This is a genomic window from Ruegeria sp. BH6 (assembly GCF_056538105.1).
The window spans coordinates 506,652-521,913 of sequence record NZ_JBQFSR010000002.1; the positions used below are offsets into that span (position 1 = coordinate 506,652).

The window sequence follows — 15,262 nt, forward strand, 5'->3', positions numbered from 1 at the left end:
AAGGACAGAACACGTATGGCGACTGCATCGCCCGCTTCTGATTTTGCGCCTGTGGCCGCCTCGGCGGCCGCCCCTGCCCGTGTGCGTGATCCGCGCCTGGATTTTTACCGCGGCATCGCGATGTTCATCATCCTGATCGCACATATCCCCAATGACCCCTGGGCCAAATGGATCCCCGCGCGGTTCGGCTTTTCCGACGCGACCGAAATTTTCGTGTTCTGTTCCGGCATGGCCTCGGCCATCGCCTTCGGCGGGGCGTTCCTGCGCAAGGGCTGGTGGTTGGGCACCGCCCGCGTGGCGTTCCGCATCTGGCAAGTCTACTGGGCACATATCGCACTGTTCTTCTTTGTCGCCATGTCCATGGCCGCGCTGAATGAAAGCGGATTGTTCGAAAAAAACTATATCTCTTCGCTGAATCTGCAGCATTTCTTTAACGATCCTGCACCGCAGATCGTCGGGCTGTTCACCCTGACCTACGTGCCCAATTACTTCGATATCCTGCCGATGTATCTGGTGGTTCTGGCGATGATGCCGCTGGTCATGTGCCTGTCACGGATTGGGTTCTGGGCGGTTGCCTTGGCCTCAGTCACGCTGTGGCTCGTGGCGCAGACCGACGTTCTGGACTTGCCGGCCGAGCCGTGGTCGGATCGACAGTGGTTCTTCAACCCCTTTGGCTGGCAGCTGCTGTTCTTCACCGGCTTTGCTTTCATGCGCGGCTGGATTCCCGCCCCCCCGGTCTCGAAAACGCTGATCTGGGCAGCGGCGCTGTTCCTGATCTTCTCGATGCCGTTTGGCTCATGGAAAGTGTTCACATGGATCAACGCAGCAGCCCCCGATCTGGCCGACGAAATCCGAAAAGTTTGGCCCGTTACGAAAGAGTTCCGCGACAAGACCGATTTTGGCCTGTTCCGGTATCTGCACTTCCTGTCGCTGGCCTATCTGGGCTGGGTCGTTGCGGGAGAACACGGCCATCGCCTGATCGCCACCGGTCACGGCGCGGCGGCCAAAATTTGGCAATTCCTGCTGACCGTGATCACCAAAGTCGGGCAGCAATCGCTGGCGGTTTTCGTTTTTTCCATGGCAGCAGCACGGCTTATCGGCGTCGGACTGGACCTGAGTGGGCGGGATGTTGCCAGTGTGTTCATCGCTAACATGATTGGCTTTGCGATGATCATCGGGGTGGCATACATGGCCGCTTGGTTCAAATCACAACCTTGGAAGTCAAAGAAATGAATTTTACACGTCGTGCATTTCTGGCCTCGACTTCGGCGCTTGCCTTTGCGCCTGCCACATTTGCCACCGGCGGGGAAACCCCCTTTGACCGCAATGACGTCATCGCGATGGCCCGGGATCTTGCCAGCCGCCCCTATGCGGAACGCGAAATGGTGCCCCAGGAATGGCAGGACCTGACCTATCAGCAATACCGCTCGATCCGGTTCCGCCTGGACCGGGCGCTGTGGTTTGAAACCGAGACGCCCTTTAACGTCGATTTCTTCACACCCGGCTTATACTTCCCGCGCACCGTGAAGGTGTCGACGGTCGAGGATGGTTTCGCAACGCCGGTCGCGTTTGATCTGAGCATGTTCGACAAATCCGAGGATGTGCCTGAACTTCCGATCGACGACACGCTGGGCTTTTCCGGTTTGCGCCTACGCACCGAGATGCATCGCCCCGGCAAAACCGACGAGTTCTGCGTCTGGCAGGGTGCCAGCTATTTCCGCGCCATCGGCCTGCACGAGGTTTACGGCCTCTCCGCCCGTGGTCTGGCGCTGAAAACCGGCGATCCGGATGGTGAGGAATTCCCCGAATTCATCCGCTTCTGGCTGGAGCGCCCAATACCTGGCCAGCGTGACATGGTGGTTCACGCGCTGATGGACAGCCCCAGCGTGACAGGTGCCTATCGGTTCAACGTCACCGCAGGCGCAGACTGCGTCATGGATATCGAGGCCACCCTGTTCCCGCGCGAAGAGCTAACACATGTCGGAATCGCGCCGGGCACTTCGATGTTCTTGTTCGACCAGACCAATCACAGCCGGTTCGACGATTTCCGCCCCGCCGTCCACGACAGCGACGGTCTGCTGATCCGCAACGGTGCCGGAGAAGTTTTGTGGCGACCGTTGGCAAACCCGACGCGTCTGCAGATTTCGTCCTTCGTTGACATGAACCCGCGCGGGTTCGGCCTGATGCAGCGGAAACGCGAGTTCTCGGACTACGCGGATCTTGAGGCGAATTACCACAAACGCCCCGGCCTTTGGGTCGAACCGAAGGGCGACTGGGGCAAAGGTACTGTAACGCTGGTTGAGATTCCGGCAGATCAGGAGATCTATGACAACATCGTCGCCTATTGGCGTCCGATGGAGCCATACGCAGCGGGCAGCCAGGTCGACCTGTCCTACCGTCTGATCTGGGGGGACGAGCCGCAGCGTACGCCGATGCCGCGCGTGATCAACACCGCCATGGGTGAAAACACCTTTGGCGAAGGGCGCCTGGCCGTCATCGACTTTGAACCCTCTGAGCTGTTCGAAGACCCCGAGGCGATGACGATCTTCGTCAACTCACCCCACGCCGAAACGTCCGAGGGCGTGCTGCAAAGCAACCCGGACACCGGCGGGCTGCGACTGGCCTTTTCCTTCCAGCCGGGTGACAGGAACCACGTGGAACTGCGCGCGCAGTTGCTGAAAGACAAACAGCCTGCCTCTGAGGTCTGGCTCTACCGTTGGACCGTATGACCGAAGACTTGCATATCATGCCGCCCGAGGCACCGCTGGCCATGCCCGCGCAAGATTTCAGCGCGGGCTTCCGTGACGCGCAAGTGCCCGAGGGTCAGCGCCCCTCAGTCGGGTTCTGGCGCGCCTTGGCGTTTTCGCCTGCGATGGCCGCGACTTTAGGCCTGCTGTGGGTAATGAGCGACTGGTTTGGGGCCGAAGGGATCAACCTGATCGAAGCCATCCTGCTGGCGCTGATCTCGTTCAACTTCTTCTGGATTTCCTTCACGGTCTGCACCGTGCTGCTAGGCATGGTTTCCCTGTCGCGGCAGGAACAGCCCAAACGCGAGGGCCGTCCACAGCCCTTGCGCGTGGCGCTGTTGATGCCGGTTTATAACGAGGTGCCGTGGAACGTGCTGGGCAATGCCCGCACGATGCTCGAGGATTTGCAGGCGCGGGGTGGTCAACACCACTATGCCATGTTTATCCTGTCCGACACCCGCGACCCCGAGATCGCAGCACAGGAACAGGCCAGTATCGAGGCACTGCGAACGACGCTGGCCCCGGGTCTAGAACTGTATTACCGCCGTCGCGAAGAAAACACGGACCGCAAGGTCGGTAACATCGCCGACTGGGTCAGCCGTTGGGGCGCGGATTGGGATGCGATGTTGGTGCTGGATGCCGACAGTCTGATGACGGGCCGTGCCATCCTACGCCTGACGGATTCACTGGCGCGCGATTCTGGCGCGGGCCTGATCCAAAGTTATCCGCAACTGATCGGCGCGCAATCGGTCTTTGCCCGGATGCAGCAGTTTGCCAACGGCGTGTATGGCATTGCATTCGCCGAAGGTCTGGCGCGCTGGTGTGGGCAAGAGGGCAACTATTGGGGTCACAACGCGATTATCCGCACCAAGGCCTTCGCCAATTGCGCTGGTCTACCAAAACTGCTCAGCCTGAATGGTCAGGAAAAGCTGATCATGAGCCACGATTTCGTCGAGGCCGGTCTGATGCGTCGCGCCGGTTGGGGCGTGCGGTTCCTGCCGCGCATCCGCGGCTCGTACGAGGAAACACCGCCCACACTGATCGACCATGCGCTACGCGACCGTCGCTGGTGCCAGGGCAACCTGCAGCACCTGAAGCTGCTGGGGTCTGCCGGGTTCCGGGCAGTGTCGCGGTTCCACATGTTCCACGGGGCGGTGGGCTATCTAATGTCGCCGCTGTGGTTCGCCTTGCTGGTGATGTGGGCGCTGATCGGTCAGGGCGAGGATGCCTCGGTCCTGCATTATTTCAGCCCCGACAACCCGCTGTTCCCGCAATGGCCCGAGATGTCGGAAACCCGCCATGTGCTGATCATTCTGGTGATGTATGCGATGTTGCTGGCCCCCAAGGTGCTGGGCGTAGTGGCGCTGCCCCTCAGCGGAGTGCGCTATGCGGATTTCGGCGGCGGTTCCAAATTCCTGACGTCGTTTCTGGCCGAGGTCATCCTGTCGATCCTTTACGCTCCGATCCTGATGGTGCAACAGATGATCGCAGTATTCCGGACGGCGCTTGGTCTGCAAAAAGGTTGGTCTCCGCAGGCGCGGGATGGTGGCAGCTATAGCCTGCAAACGCTGATCTTGTGCCACATGCTGGAAACCATCAGTGGCATCGCACTGAGTGTGGGCATCCTGTCCGGTCTGGTGTCGATCTGGCTCGCCCCGATTGCCATCAGCCTTGCGCTGGCGATCCCTCTCTCCGCACTCAGCGGTGTGTCAGCTGGTACCGCGCGGCGCATGGTCGGGATGAAAGAGGATTTTCACGAGCCCGCCATCACGCAATCCGCCCGGCGTCATCGGAACGAACTGAAGCGCCTGATCGAGGGTAAGACGGTCATGACCCCTGCCGAGTGATTAGCCGCCCGGCAGGCCTTCGTACCAGTCCACCATCATGTCCGCCCAACCCTTGGGCACTGAGTGGCCACCGGGAAACAGCGCGAATTCCAGCATGCCGCCTTCGGCACACCCGCTCCATCTGCGTCGCATGAACTGACCGGTGGTTGAAAAACCGCTGGGCTTGGTATCGACGCATTCATTGGCAACCCGCCAGATTTCCAGCCCGGCAAAGATATCGCCTTGATGGAACCGGCCACCGCCCAGAATGCGTCCTTCTAACGGCACCACATTGTCGGTCCAGCCGTGGGTGTGGAACATCCGTACCGGACCTTCGCAGCTTTCGGGATGCGGTCGCCAGAAACCGCCAGACACCGGTACATAGGCCGAAAACGTATCGGGTGCCGCGCAGGCCAGGTAATACACCATGAACGCCCCGGCCGAGAAACCGCCCAGAACCACCCGATCCGCGTCCACACCGAAACGGTCCGAGGCATCCTGTACCGCTTCGGTCAGAAAGGCGGCTTCATCCCGCCCCTCCCAACCTGGAAAGAAGTTCCAGCTTTGGCGGCCATTTCGTTCTGACCCTTCGGGGGCCATGACCGCATAACCGCGCGCCAGCAAAGGCTCGACCATGCTGCGGTTTTTCAAAATACCGGTTGCCGAACCCCCATAGCCATGCAGAAAGACAACCAACGGTGGGTTATCCGCTACGGGCAATTCGATGTGGTACCCACCCGAAGCCGTCTCACACATGCCTTCCTGATCGGCACAAGCCGCCAACCCCGCCTGCCCGGCGAATGTCAAACCCGCTGCCAAGGAAAATGCCCGGATCATCCTGTCTCTCCTGTATTGTGTTCAACCGGCAAACCGGCCCGTACCCATCCCGGCCCTGCGGCGGACCCCAGCATACCCTCTGGGACGTCAATGATGTTTGTGAACCCTGCCTCGGTCAATCTGTTGCTCAGCCGAGCCGACCTGACCCCACGCGCGCAAATCAATGCAACAGGCGCGTTCCGATCACCGCCGGTCAGCTGTGCCAGCGCCTGTTCGAAATCATCGCGGCGCATATCCAACGGATGCGCTCCCTGGCCAACGCCCGTGGTCTGCCATTCCCGCGGCGTGCGAATGTCGACCAACAACACATCCCCAGACACCGCTTGCTGATACGCGTCCTGAACACTCAGCCTGTCACCCGCGTAATCTTGCGGGATCAAACGATATTCCCGAACAGCAAAGCCAGCAACGATGACGGCGCCACCGCCCAACAGAACCCATCGGCGTGTTCGGTTTGCTTTGTCTGCCACGCAGCTCTCTCCTGATCCGATGGGATGTGCTTATCACAGCCCGAATTTCGAATCCGCGTTGAATTTCAACCGGCAGATCAAGATCGCGTCATTGTTTCGCACCCCAATCGATGGCGATAGGACTGCGGGTAAAACTTGCAATAGCTGGACAGTTAGAAAATTATCCTTAAAAACCAGTACTACATTTGACCGCCCAGATCGGAGTATCGCACTTGTCCCTATTCCTCATCGCGGCCCTTCCCTTCCTCGGAGCTGTATTCCCAGCCCTTCTGATCCGGGCAGGACGAAACGCAGCAGCATCAGCCGCCGGGCTGACCACCTTTCTGGCGCTTATGGGGCTGTTGATTCACATTCCGTCGGTCATGCGCGGAGAGGTTGTCACGGCGCGGTTCGACTGGATACCGGCGCTGGGGCTGAACGCGAATTTCATGCTGGACGGTCTTGGGTTTCTGTTTGCCCTGCTGATCCTGGGGATCGGATTGCTGATCATCCTGTATGCGCGGTTTTACCTGTCACGCGAAGATCCGATGGGGCAGTTCTATACCTATCTGCTGCTGTTTCAGGGCGCGATGGTCGGGATCGTTCTCTCAGACAATATCCTTCTTTTGCTTATTTTCTGGGAGCTTACTTCGCTAAGCTCATTCTTGCTGATCGGGTATTGGAAACATCTGCCCGAGGGACGTCAGGGCGCACGGATGGCGCTTGCCGTCACCGGTGGCGGCGGACTGGCGATGATCGCGGGGATGCTGATTCTGGGCAATATCGTGGGCTCATATGACCTAAGCGTCATCCTGCAAAACAAAGAGCTGATCCAAGCCTCACCGTATTACATGCCCGCGCTGGTCCTGATCCTGTTGGGCTGTTTTACCAAGTCGGCGCAGTTTCCGTTCCATTTCTGGCTGCCACATGCGATGGCGGCACCGACGCCGGTTTCTGCCTATCTGCACTCAGCCACAATGGTGAAGGCCGGACTGTTCCTGATGGCCCGGATGTGGCCGGTTCTGGCGGGGACGGATGCGTGGTTCTATATCGTGGCGACCACAGGTCTGGTGACCATGTTGATCGGGGCCTGCATTGCCTTGTTCAAAGACGATCTTAAGGCACTGTTGGCGTTTTCGACCGTGTCGCATCTGGGTTTGGTGACGATGCTGCTGGGCTTTGGCACCAAGATTGCAGTTGTGGCGGCGATATTCCACATTATCAATCACGCCACCTTCAAATGTGCTCTGTTCATGACCGCCGGGATCGTGGACCACGAAACCGGAACCCGAGACATCAAACGTCTGGGCGGGTTGCGTCAGTTGATGCCGATCACATTTACCATCGGAACGATTGCCGCGCTGTCCATGGCCGGTCTGCCTCCGCTGAATGGCTTCCTGTCCAAAGAAATGATGCTTGAGGAGACAGTCCACACCACCTGGCTGCACTCGCACTATCTGGTACCGGGTCTGGCGTTGCTGGCGGCACTGTTCTCGGCTGCCTATTCCTTCCGCTTTGTCGGGCATGTCTTCCTTGGCCCGCAGCGCAACGATTATCCGCACCACCCGCATGATCCGCCTATCGGTATGTGGCTGGCTCCAGCCTTCCTGGTGGTGCTGGTTGTGCTGATCGGGCTGTATTCGGCCGCGCTCGTTGGGCCTCTGGTCGCGGTTGTATCCAGCGCCGTAATTGGTGGAGAGAAGCTGCCCTACTACTCACTGAAGCTCTGGCATGGCTTTACGCCCGCGCTTTACATGTCGGCCGTAGCCACATTAGGCGGTCTGTTCCTGCTGGCGCTACACCGTCGTGGCGAACAGCTGTGGAACGCCCTGCCCCGCCCCGAAGCGAAGGTCATCTTCGAGGCTGTCATCGGCGCGTTTACCGCACTCAGCCGCTGGATCACCGACACATTACATAATGGTGTGATCAGCCGGTACGCCATCATCCTTGTCGCGTTCACCGTCGGGCTTGGCTACTACGCCTATTCAACCGGCACGATAGGCCCCGAAACGCGCGAGCCCCTGCCCATTCAGATCATTCCGTTCATCGGCTGGACTTGCCTGGTGGGCGCGACGCTGGCGATCATGTGGTTCCACCGCAATCGTCTGCTGTCGCTGGTGCTGATCGGCGTCGTAGGCCTGATCGTTTCGATGGCGTTCAACTATCTTTCGGCCCCGGATCTGGCGTTGACCCAGATCTCGGTCGAGGTGGTGACGATGATCCTGTTGCTCCTGTCGCTGAACTTCCTGCCCACGGATACACCGTGGGACAGCAGCGCGGCGCGGCGTTGGCGGGATGCGGCGATTTCAGTGGTGGCCGGCCTTGGCACCGGCGCGCTGATCTATGCGCTGATGCTGCGGGATTTTGCCTTTCCCACGATTTCCGAGTTCCACTTGGCCAACTCGTACAAAGGCGGTGGCGGTACCAATGTGGTCAACGTGATCCTGGTGGACTTCCGGGGCTTTGATACATTTGGCGAGATCATCGTGCTGGGCATCGCCGCCCTGATCATCTTTGCCCTGACCGAGGCCGTTCTGGGCACCAACGTCCGCAGCTATCTGTTGAACCGCAAGCCGCACTGGCCGCAATCAGGGGATTCACATCCGCTGATGATGGTTGTGGCAACCCGCGTGATGATGCCGATTGCCCTGATGGTTGGCGCCTATATCTTTTTCCGCGGCCATAACCAGCCGGGGGGCGGGTTCATTGCCGGTCTGATCGTCGCGATTGCCTTCCTGATGCAATACATGGCCAGTGGCTACACATGGGCCATCGAACGACAGCGGTTCTACTATCACGGCACCATCGGCTGGGGTGTTCTGATCGCTGCCGCCACCGGGATTGGAGCATGGTTCAACGAACGCCCGTTCCTGACCAGCGACTTCGGCTATCTCCATTGGCCACCCCTGGAAGAGTTCGAATGGGCCACCGCCATCCTGTTTGACACCGGCGTGTTCCTGGCCGTGCTGGGTGCGGTGATGCTGGCGCTGGACAGCCTGTCGCGGTTCGCGTGGCAGCCGGGCATGGCGCAAGAGTTCCCGATGGATATCAACCCGCTACGGGACGAATCGAAAGACGAAGATAAGAAGGAGCAGGCCTGATGGAAGCGCTCGTAGCCTCAGCCGTAGGCATCATGACCGCCGCCGGGATTTTCCTGATCCTGCGCCGCCGCACATTCCCTGTCATTCTGGGGCTGTCGCTGATCACCTACGCGGTGAACGTGTTCCTGTTCGCCACCGGGCGGCTGGCGCTGGATGCGCCTGCGGTTCTGAACAAATACGAAGAGGTTCCTTATACCGACCCGTTGCCACAAGCGCTGGTGCTGACGGCCATCGTGATTTCCTTTGGTATGACGGCGGTGATCGTGATGATCGCGCTGTCCGCTTATCTGTCGTCGAAGGATGACCATATCGACATGACCGCACAAGACAGCGTCGACGGCGCGGGAGAAGACGCATGAACCACTGGATCGTAGCGCCGATCGTCCTGCCCGCGATCCTGGCCCCGTTCATCATCATGGTCCTGCGATATCACTTGGACCTGCAGCGCATCTTCTCGGTCGCCGGTGTAGTGGCGTTGCTGGGGATTGCCCTGACCATCACCGCGCAGGCCGCAGGTGGCGATATTCTGGTCTATGAGCTGGGCGATTGGCCTGCGCCCTTCGGCATCGTGCTGGTGCTAGACCGCCTGTCTGCGATGATGGTCTTGCTGACCGCCCTGCTCGCCTTGCCCATTGTGCTATACGCTATTGCGTCCGGGTGGGACGACAGGGGCAAACACTTTCACGCGCTGTTTCACTTTCAGCTCATGGGCGTCTGCGGTGCCTTCCTGACGGGCGATGCCTTCAACCTGTTCGTTTTCTTCGAGGTGCTGCTGATCGCTTCCTACGGCTTGATGACGCATGGGGGCGGGTCGGTCCGGCTGAAGGCCGGGGTGCAATATGTGGCCTATAACCTGTTGGGCTCGACCTTGTTCCTGTTTGCGCTCGGCACGCTTTATGCCGTGACCGGAACGCTTAACATGGCCGATCTGGCTGTTCGAGTCGCCGAAATTCCGCCCGAGGATACCGCCCTATTGCGGGTTGGAGCGGTTTTGTTGCTGTTGGTCTTTTGTATCAAGGCGGCCGTCTTGCCACTGCATTTCTGGTTGCCTGCCAGTTACGCCAATGCACCTTTGCCCGTCGCCGCACTGTTTGCGATCATGACCAAGGTGGGTGCCTATTCAATCCTACGCGTCGATACGCTGGTCTTTGGGCCCGATGTGGCTGTAACGCAAGGATTGCTGGGCGACTGGCTGCAACCTGCCGCGCTTCTAACGCTGGCCGTGGGTGCCATTGGTATTCTGGGCTCGCAGCACATCGCACGGATGACGGCCTTTTGTGCCATCGCATCAATGGGCACATTGTTGATCGCAATTTCACTGTTTACCGAAACGGCCACAACTGCCGCGCTGTACTACATCTTTCATTCGACCCTTGCCACGGCGCTGATGTTCCTGGTGGCTGACCTAGTGATGGAACGCCGGGGCGGGGCCATCGCGCCAACGGCCCCGATGGCGCAAAGCGGGCTGGTCTCGGCCCTGTTCTTTGTTGGGGCAATCGCGATGGCGGGAATGCCCCCACTGTCGGGTTTCATCGGCAAGCTCCTAGTGCTGGATGCGGCGCGCGACGCACCGGATGCAAACGCAATCTGGGCAGTGATCCTGATCGGGTCGTTCGTGACGATCGTCGGGTTGGCGCGCGCAGGCACGCTGATCTTCTGGAAAAGCCATGACGCACAACACAACCCGGCGCCCGAGGTGGAAGATGACGAGGAAGCACCAGCCCTGCCCGCACCCGAACCAAACCCTGGACTGGCCTTCACCGCCATTTTTGGCTTGGTCATGGGGCTTGTGATGCTGACCTTGTTCGCGGGCCCTGCCCTGACTTACGCTGGCAAAACAGCTGAACAGTTGTTCACACCCGAAAACTACATCTCAGCCGTTCTGGGAGGAGAGGAATAATGAGACTTCTGCATCGTATATTCCCCCACCCGCATCTGACGATCCTGCTGACGCTGGTGTGGATGCTTCTGGCGAATTCGCCTTCACTGAACTCTCTGGTGTTCGGGTTGCTGCTTGGGATTATCATTCCCTTCATTACTCAGCCCTACTGGCCCGACAGACCCAAACTGCGCAACTGGCCGATGATCATCGAGTATATGCTGGTGGTGCTGTGGGATATCGTGATGGCCAATATCACCGTGGCCCGTATCATCCTGTTCAAACGCGATGCCGACCGACAGCCCAACTGGGTCTGTATCCCACTTGAACTGCGCACCCCCGAAGCGATCACTGTATTGGCTGGAACCATCACCATGACCCCCGGAACGGTCAGTTGCGATCTGTCGGCGCAAGGCCACAACCTGTTGGTTCACTGCCTGGATGCGCCCAACGTGGATGAGGTGCGCGACCAGATCAAACAACGCTATGAGCGCCGTCTGAAGGAGATTTTCGAATGATCGAGATTGCGATCTGGTTTGCCTTCGCCTGTTTCGGGGCGGCCATCATGCTGTGCCTATATCGGATCATCTCGGCCGAGGGTGTGGGCACACGTGTTCTGGCGCTGGACACGATGGTCATCAACACAATTGCGCTGATGATTCTTTACGGGCTGGCTCTGGGGACCGAGATCTTTTTCGAGGCCGCCATGATCATCGCCATGCTGGGTTTTGTCTCAACCGTAGCCTATGCGCGCTTTATGCTGCGCGGCAATATCATCGAGTGAGGGCGCCCCAATGTTCATAATCGAGTTTCTAGTCGCCTTCTTTCTGATCGTATCCGGCATATTCGGTTTTGTGGGCTCGTATGGGATGATAAAGTTGAAGGACCCGATGTCGCGTCTTCATGCCCCAACCAAAGCGACGACGTTAGGTGTGGGTGGTGTGCTGCTGGCGTCGATCTTTCATTCGGCAGTAATCGAGCAGCATATTTCCCTGCACGAGCTGCTGATCACCCTTTTCCTGTTCCTGACTGCGCCGATCACGGCCCTGTTCATTGCCAAATGGCATATTCATCGCCATGAAAAGCCCGATGATCTGCCAGATGCGGGTGAGGATGAGCTTTGGGCCACTCACGCGGTTGAGCAGGTCGAAGACGTACCAGACCACACAAAGACCTGAATTCCATGCATCACCCTCCGCTGCCCCTGACCCGTGATCTGGTTCTGATAGGCGGCGGGCATACCCACGCGCTTGTACTGCGGAAATGGGGCATGAACCCTTTGCCCGGTGCGCGGGTGACGGTGATCAACCCCGGTGCCAATGCCCCCTATTCCGGTATGCTACCAGGCTTCGTCGCCGGACATTACCAGCGTTGGGAGCTGGACATTGATTTGGTGCGCCTTGCCCGATTTGCCGGTGCGCGCGTGATCCTGGGCCCGGTTGATGGTATCGACATCGACCGGCGTCAGATACACGTGCCTGGCCGACCACCCGTGGCCTTCGATGTGGCGTCGGTCAATGTGGGGATCACCTCGGACATGCCGGCCCTGCCCGGATTTGCTGACCATGCAGTTCCCGCCAAGCCGCTGGGACCGTTTGCCTCCAGGTGGGCGGAGTATCTGGACGGCAGCGGCCCCGCCTCAGTCGCCGTGATCGGCGGTGGGGTCGCGGGGGTAGAACTGGTTATGGCCATGGCTCATGCCCTTCGCGCCAAAACCCGCACGGCGCAGGTGACACTGATCGACAATGCCCGGGCCCTGGCAGCGACGGGGACCAAGGCGGGCGCGACCATTCGTAAGGCGATGGCCGATCTGGGGATTGAGCTGATCGAGCATGCCGCGATTTCACGCATCGAACAGGATCATGTTCTGCTAGAGGATGGCCGCAAGGTTCCCGCCGAATTTATAACCGGGGCTGCCGGTGCCCGCCCCTATGACTGGATCACCCAGACGGGCCTTGATCTGCATGACGGCTACATCCGCGTGGACGCCCATCTGCAATCCAGCGATCCGGCGATCTTTGCCGCCGGAGATTGCGCCCATCTTGCCGATAACCCTCGTCCCAAGGCCGGTGTCTATGCGGTCCGAGAGGCTCCGGTCCTGTTCAACAATCTGCGGGTCGCTCTGGGGGCCGGGAAGATGCGGCGATATCAGCCGCAGAAAGACTACCTAAAACTGATCTCTTTGGGTGGTAAATCGGCACTGGCCGAACGTCTTGGAACCTCGTTCAGCGGGCCTGTGATGTGGCGATGGAAGAACCATATCGACCAGAGCTTCATAAATAAATTCCGCAACCTGCCCCAGATGGCACGCCCCGCCCTACCGCGCCACCATGCAGCGGGCATGCAAGAAACCCTGGGGGAAAAACCCATGTGCGGCGGCTGTGGGGCCAAGGTTGGACGCGGCGCGTTGCAAACAGTTCTGAGTGGCCTGCCAAAGCCGAACCGGGACGACATCACCCCCTTGCCCGGGGACGACGCCGCCCTGCTGACAACCGGCGGAGCGCGGCAAGTGATGACCTCGGACCACCTGCGCGGATTCACGGATGACCCAGGGCTGATGACGCGCATCGCCGCTGTTCACGCACTGGGGGATATCTGGGCCATGGGGGCCAACCCACAGGCGGCGACGGCAACGATCATCCTGCCGCGTATGTCCCCGCAATTGCAGCACCGCACCTTGTCCGAGATCATGACGACGGCCACCGAGGTCATCCGCCACGCCGGGGCAGAAATCGTGGGCGGTCACAGCTCACTCGGGGATGAGATGACCATCGGCTTCACTCTGACCGGACTGTGCGACAAAGACCCGATCACTTTGTCCGGGGCACGTCCTGGGGATGCATTGATCCTGACAAAACCCCTGGGCAGCGGGGTGTTGATGGCCGCTGAAATGGCGGGGCAAGCTGATGGTAGTTGGGTGGCCGATGCCTTACGGCAAATGGTTCAGCCGCAAGGCGCAGCATCGCGCATTCTGGCCGGGGCACATGCGATGACGGATGTAACCGGATTTGGACTGGCCGGGCATCTGATGGGCATGTGCGAAGCCTCGGATTGTGGTGCAGTCTTGGATCTGGACACGATCCCTCTGATGACTGGCGCGCTGGAATTGGCCGCTCAAGGTGTCCGGTCGACAATCTTCGAGGACAACCGCGCAATCGTTCCGGGCATTCCATCCTCGGACAAGGCCGACCTGCTGTTTGACCCGCAAACTGCTGGGGGATTACTGGCCGCCGTCGCATCCGATCAGGCGCACGAATTGTGCGAACAGCTAAGGCACGCGTGCTATCCGGCGATCATCATCGGGCATCTGACTGACACTCCGGGTTTGCGGCTTCAGAGCTGACCCAGAATTTCTTCAACCCGAACGGCTGCGGCGTTCAGGCCCGCATCGTCCAGCGCCGCCACGTCGATTTGCGCGATAATCTTGACGGCGCGTGTTTTGGAGGATTTGGCATAGGCCGGGTCATAATGCTGTTCCATCAACGCCCGCGTCAGCGCCCGTTTATCCCCCGCATCGATCAGCGCTAGCCATCCTTCCACCACATCGTGTCCTCGATGGAACCGTAGCGGAGTCAGGCGATCGCGCAAGCGCTCGGTATCCGAGAGGATATCGTCGTAAGCCTTGACCAGATAAGCGGTACGCGCCTTAAGGGAAGCGGACACCTGAATCCGCGGTGCCGTCCGCAACGCGGTCCACAAGCTTGGCGGCAGGATCAGCGACCCGATCTTGGAGGATTCAGCCTCGACAACCACCGGGCGCGCTGGGTCCAAGCCGCACAATGCGGCAGATAGAGCGGACTCGAAGGCTTTCTGGCTGGGCTGCCCGCCCGGCATGTCACCTAGCAAAGATCCCCGGTGGTTGGCTAGGTCTTCGAGGTCCAGAACCTGAACGCCGCGCGCCTTCAAATGCAGCAGCAGGTCAGTCTTGGCTGTGCCCGTATACCCATCGAGGGCCACCAACCGGTGCGGCAATGGATCGTCATAGAGGTAGCGATTCACCAATCGGCGATAGGCTCGGTATCCGCCATCGACCACTTCGGCCCGCCAGCCGATCTGTTTTAACATCCATGTGAATGACCCCGACCTCTGACCCCCACGCCAGCAATAGACCAAAGGTTTCCAACTGCCCTCGTGGTGCGACAGGCTGTGTTCGATGTGATTTGCCGCGTTCCGAAACACCAGCGCTGCGCCAAGCTTGCGGGCCAGAAACGGACTTTCCTGCACGTAGATCGTACCTACCTGCGCGCGTTCATCGTTATTAAGCACTGGCAGGTTGATGGCGCCGGGCAGATGATCCTCTGCAAATTCAGCAGGGCTGCGCACGTCGATCACAGTGTCAAAATCATGCGCATAAAGGCCGGGCAGATCAGTAAATTTCAAAGCCATGCCAACGGTCTATCCTGCGATCTTTGAAATGAAAAGG

The 15,262-nt window shown here is 59.5% G+C and carries 13 protein-coding genes; 10 read left to right on the forward strand and 3 right to left on the reverse strand.

Annotation, left to right across the window (positions count from 1 at the left end; translation table 11 throughout):
• Positions 1-15 precede the first annotated feature (15 nt).
• The 3 genes from ACR0B8_RS07795 to mdoH are packed head-to-tail and all read left to right on the forward strand — an operon-like array spanning position 16 to position 4,594.
• Entirely contained in the window at positions 16-1,233 is a 1,218-nt protein-coding gene (locus tag ACR0B8_RS07795; RefSeq protein ID WP_170505392.1) for an OpgC family protein, read from the forward strand.
• Positions 1,230-2,729: an OpgD/OpgG family glucan biosynthesis protein gene (locus tag ACR0B8_RS07800; protein WP_480658030.1), complete on the forward strand. Its 1,500-nt coding sequence runs from the start codon at positions 1,230-1,232 to the stop codon at positions 2,727-2,729. The genes ACR0B8_RS07795 and ACR0B8_RS07800 overlap by 4 nt, the downstream gene beginning before the upstream one ends.
• On the forward strand, positions 2,726-4,594 hold the full coding sequence (gene mdoH, locus ACR0B8_RS07805) for a glucans biosynthesis glucosyltransferase MdoH (protein ID WP_226688251.1): 1,869 nt from the start codon (positions 2,726-2,728) through the stop codon (positions 4,592-4,594). Before ACR0B8_RS07800 ends, mdoH begins: the two co-directional genes overlap by 4 nt.
• Here the strand turns inward: mdoH and ACR0B8_RS07810 are convergent, their stop codons facing one another.
• Together ACR0B8_RS07810 and ACR0B8_RS07815 are read right to left on the reverse strand one after the other, a co-directional pair.
• Positions 4,595-5,410 (reverse strand): CE1 family esterase, encoded by an 816-nt coding sequence (locus tag ACR0B8_RS07810; protein ID WP_480658028.1) that lies wholly within the window; start codon positions 5,408-5,410, stop codon positions 4,595-4,597.
• Positions 5,407-5,880, reverse strand: a complete 474-nt coding sequence (locus tag ACR0B8_RS07815) for a rhodanese-like domain-containing protein (protein ID WP_170359236.1) — start codon at positions 5,878-5,880, stop codon at positions 5,407-5,409. The genes ACR0B8_RS07810 and ACR0B8_RS07815 overlap by 4 nt, the downstream gene beginning before the upstream one ends.
• A 212-nt stretch (positions 5,881-6,092) precedes the next feature.
• Here ACR0B8_RS07815 and ACR0B8_RS07820 point away from each other — a divergent pair, with 212 nt between their 5' ends.
• The 7 genes from ACR0B8_RS07820 to selD are packed head-to-tail and all read left to right on the forward strand — an operon-like array spanning position 6,093 to position 14,182.
• A complete protein-coding gene (locus ACR0B8_RS07820; protein ID WP_170359240.1) occupies positions 6,093-8,960 on the forward strand; it encodes a monovalent cation/H+ antiporter subunit A in 2,868 nt (955 codons plus the stop codon).
• Entirely contained in the window at positions 8,960-9,319 is a 360-nt protein-coding gene (locus ACR0B8_RS07825; protein WP_170349272.1) for a Na+/H+ antiporter subunit C, read from the forward strand. Before ACR0B8_RS07820 ends, ACR0B8_RS07825 begins: the two co-directional genes overlap by 1 nt.
• Complete coding sequence (locus tag ACR0B8_RS07830; RefSeq protein ID WP_170359243.1) at positions 9,316-10,860, forward strand: monovalent cation/H+ antiporter subunit D; 1,545 nt, start codon at positions 9,316-9,318, stop codon at positions 10,858-10,860. Before ACR0B8_RS07825 ends, ACR0B8_RS07830 begins: the two co-directional genes overlap by 4 nt.
• A complete protein-coding gene (locus ACR0B8_RS07835) occupies positions 10,860-11,357 on the forward strand; it encodes a Na+/H+ antiporter subunit E (RefSeq protein WP_170349274.1) in 498 nt (165 codons plus the stop codon). Before ACR0B8_RS07830 ends, ACR0B8_RS07835 begins: the two co-directional genes overlap by 1 nt.
• On the forward strand, positions 11,354-11,623 hold the full coding sequence (locus tag ACR0B8_RS07840) for a K+/H+ antiporter subunit F (RefSeq protein ID WP_058282485.1): 270 nt from the start codon (positions 11,354-11,356) through the stop codon (positions 11,621-11,623). The genes ACR0B8_RS07835 and ACR0B8_RS07840 overlap by 4 nt, the downstream gene beginning before the upstream one ends.
• Before the next feature lie 10 nt (positions 11,624-11,633).
• Complete coding sequence (locus tag ACR0B8_RS07845; protein ID WP_170349275.1) at positions 11,634-12,017, forward strand: Na+/H+ antiporter subunit G; 384 nt, start codon at positions 11,634-11,636, stop codon at positions 12,015-12,017.
• 5 nt (positions 12,018-12,022) lie between these two features.
• Entirely contained in the window at positions 12,023-14,182 is a 2,160-nt protein-coding gene (gene selD, locus ACR0B8_RS07850) for a selenide, water dikinase SelD (protein WP_226688250.1), read from the forward strand.
• Here the strand turns inward: selD and mnmH are convergent.
• On the reverse strand, positions 14,173-15,225 hold the full coding sequence (gene mnmH / locus ACR0B8_RS07855) for a tRNA 2-selenouridine(34) synthase MnmH (protein ID WP_170359247.1): 1,053 nt from the start codon (positions 15,223-15,225) through the stop codon (positions 14,173-14,175). The genes selD and mnmH overlap by 10 nt on opposite strands.
• Positions 15,226-15,262: the final 37 nt, after the last annotated feature.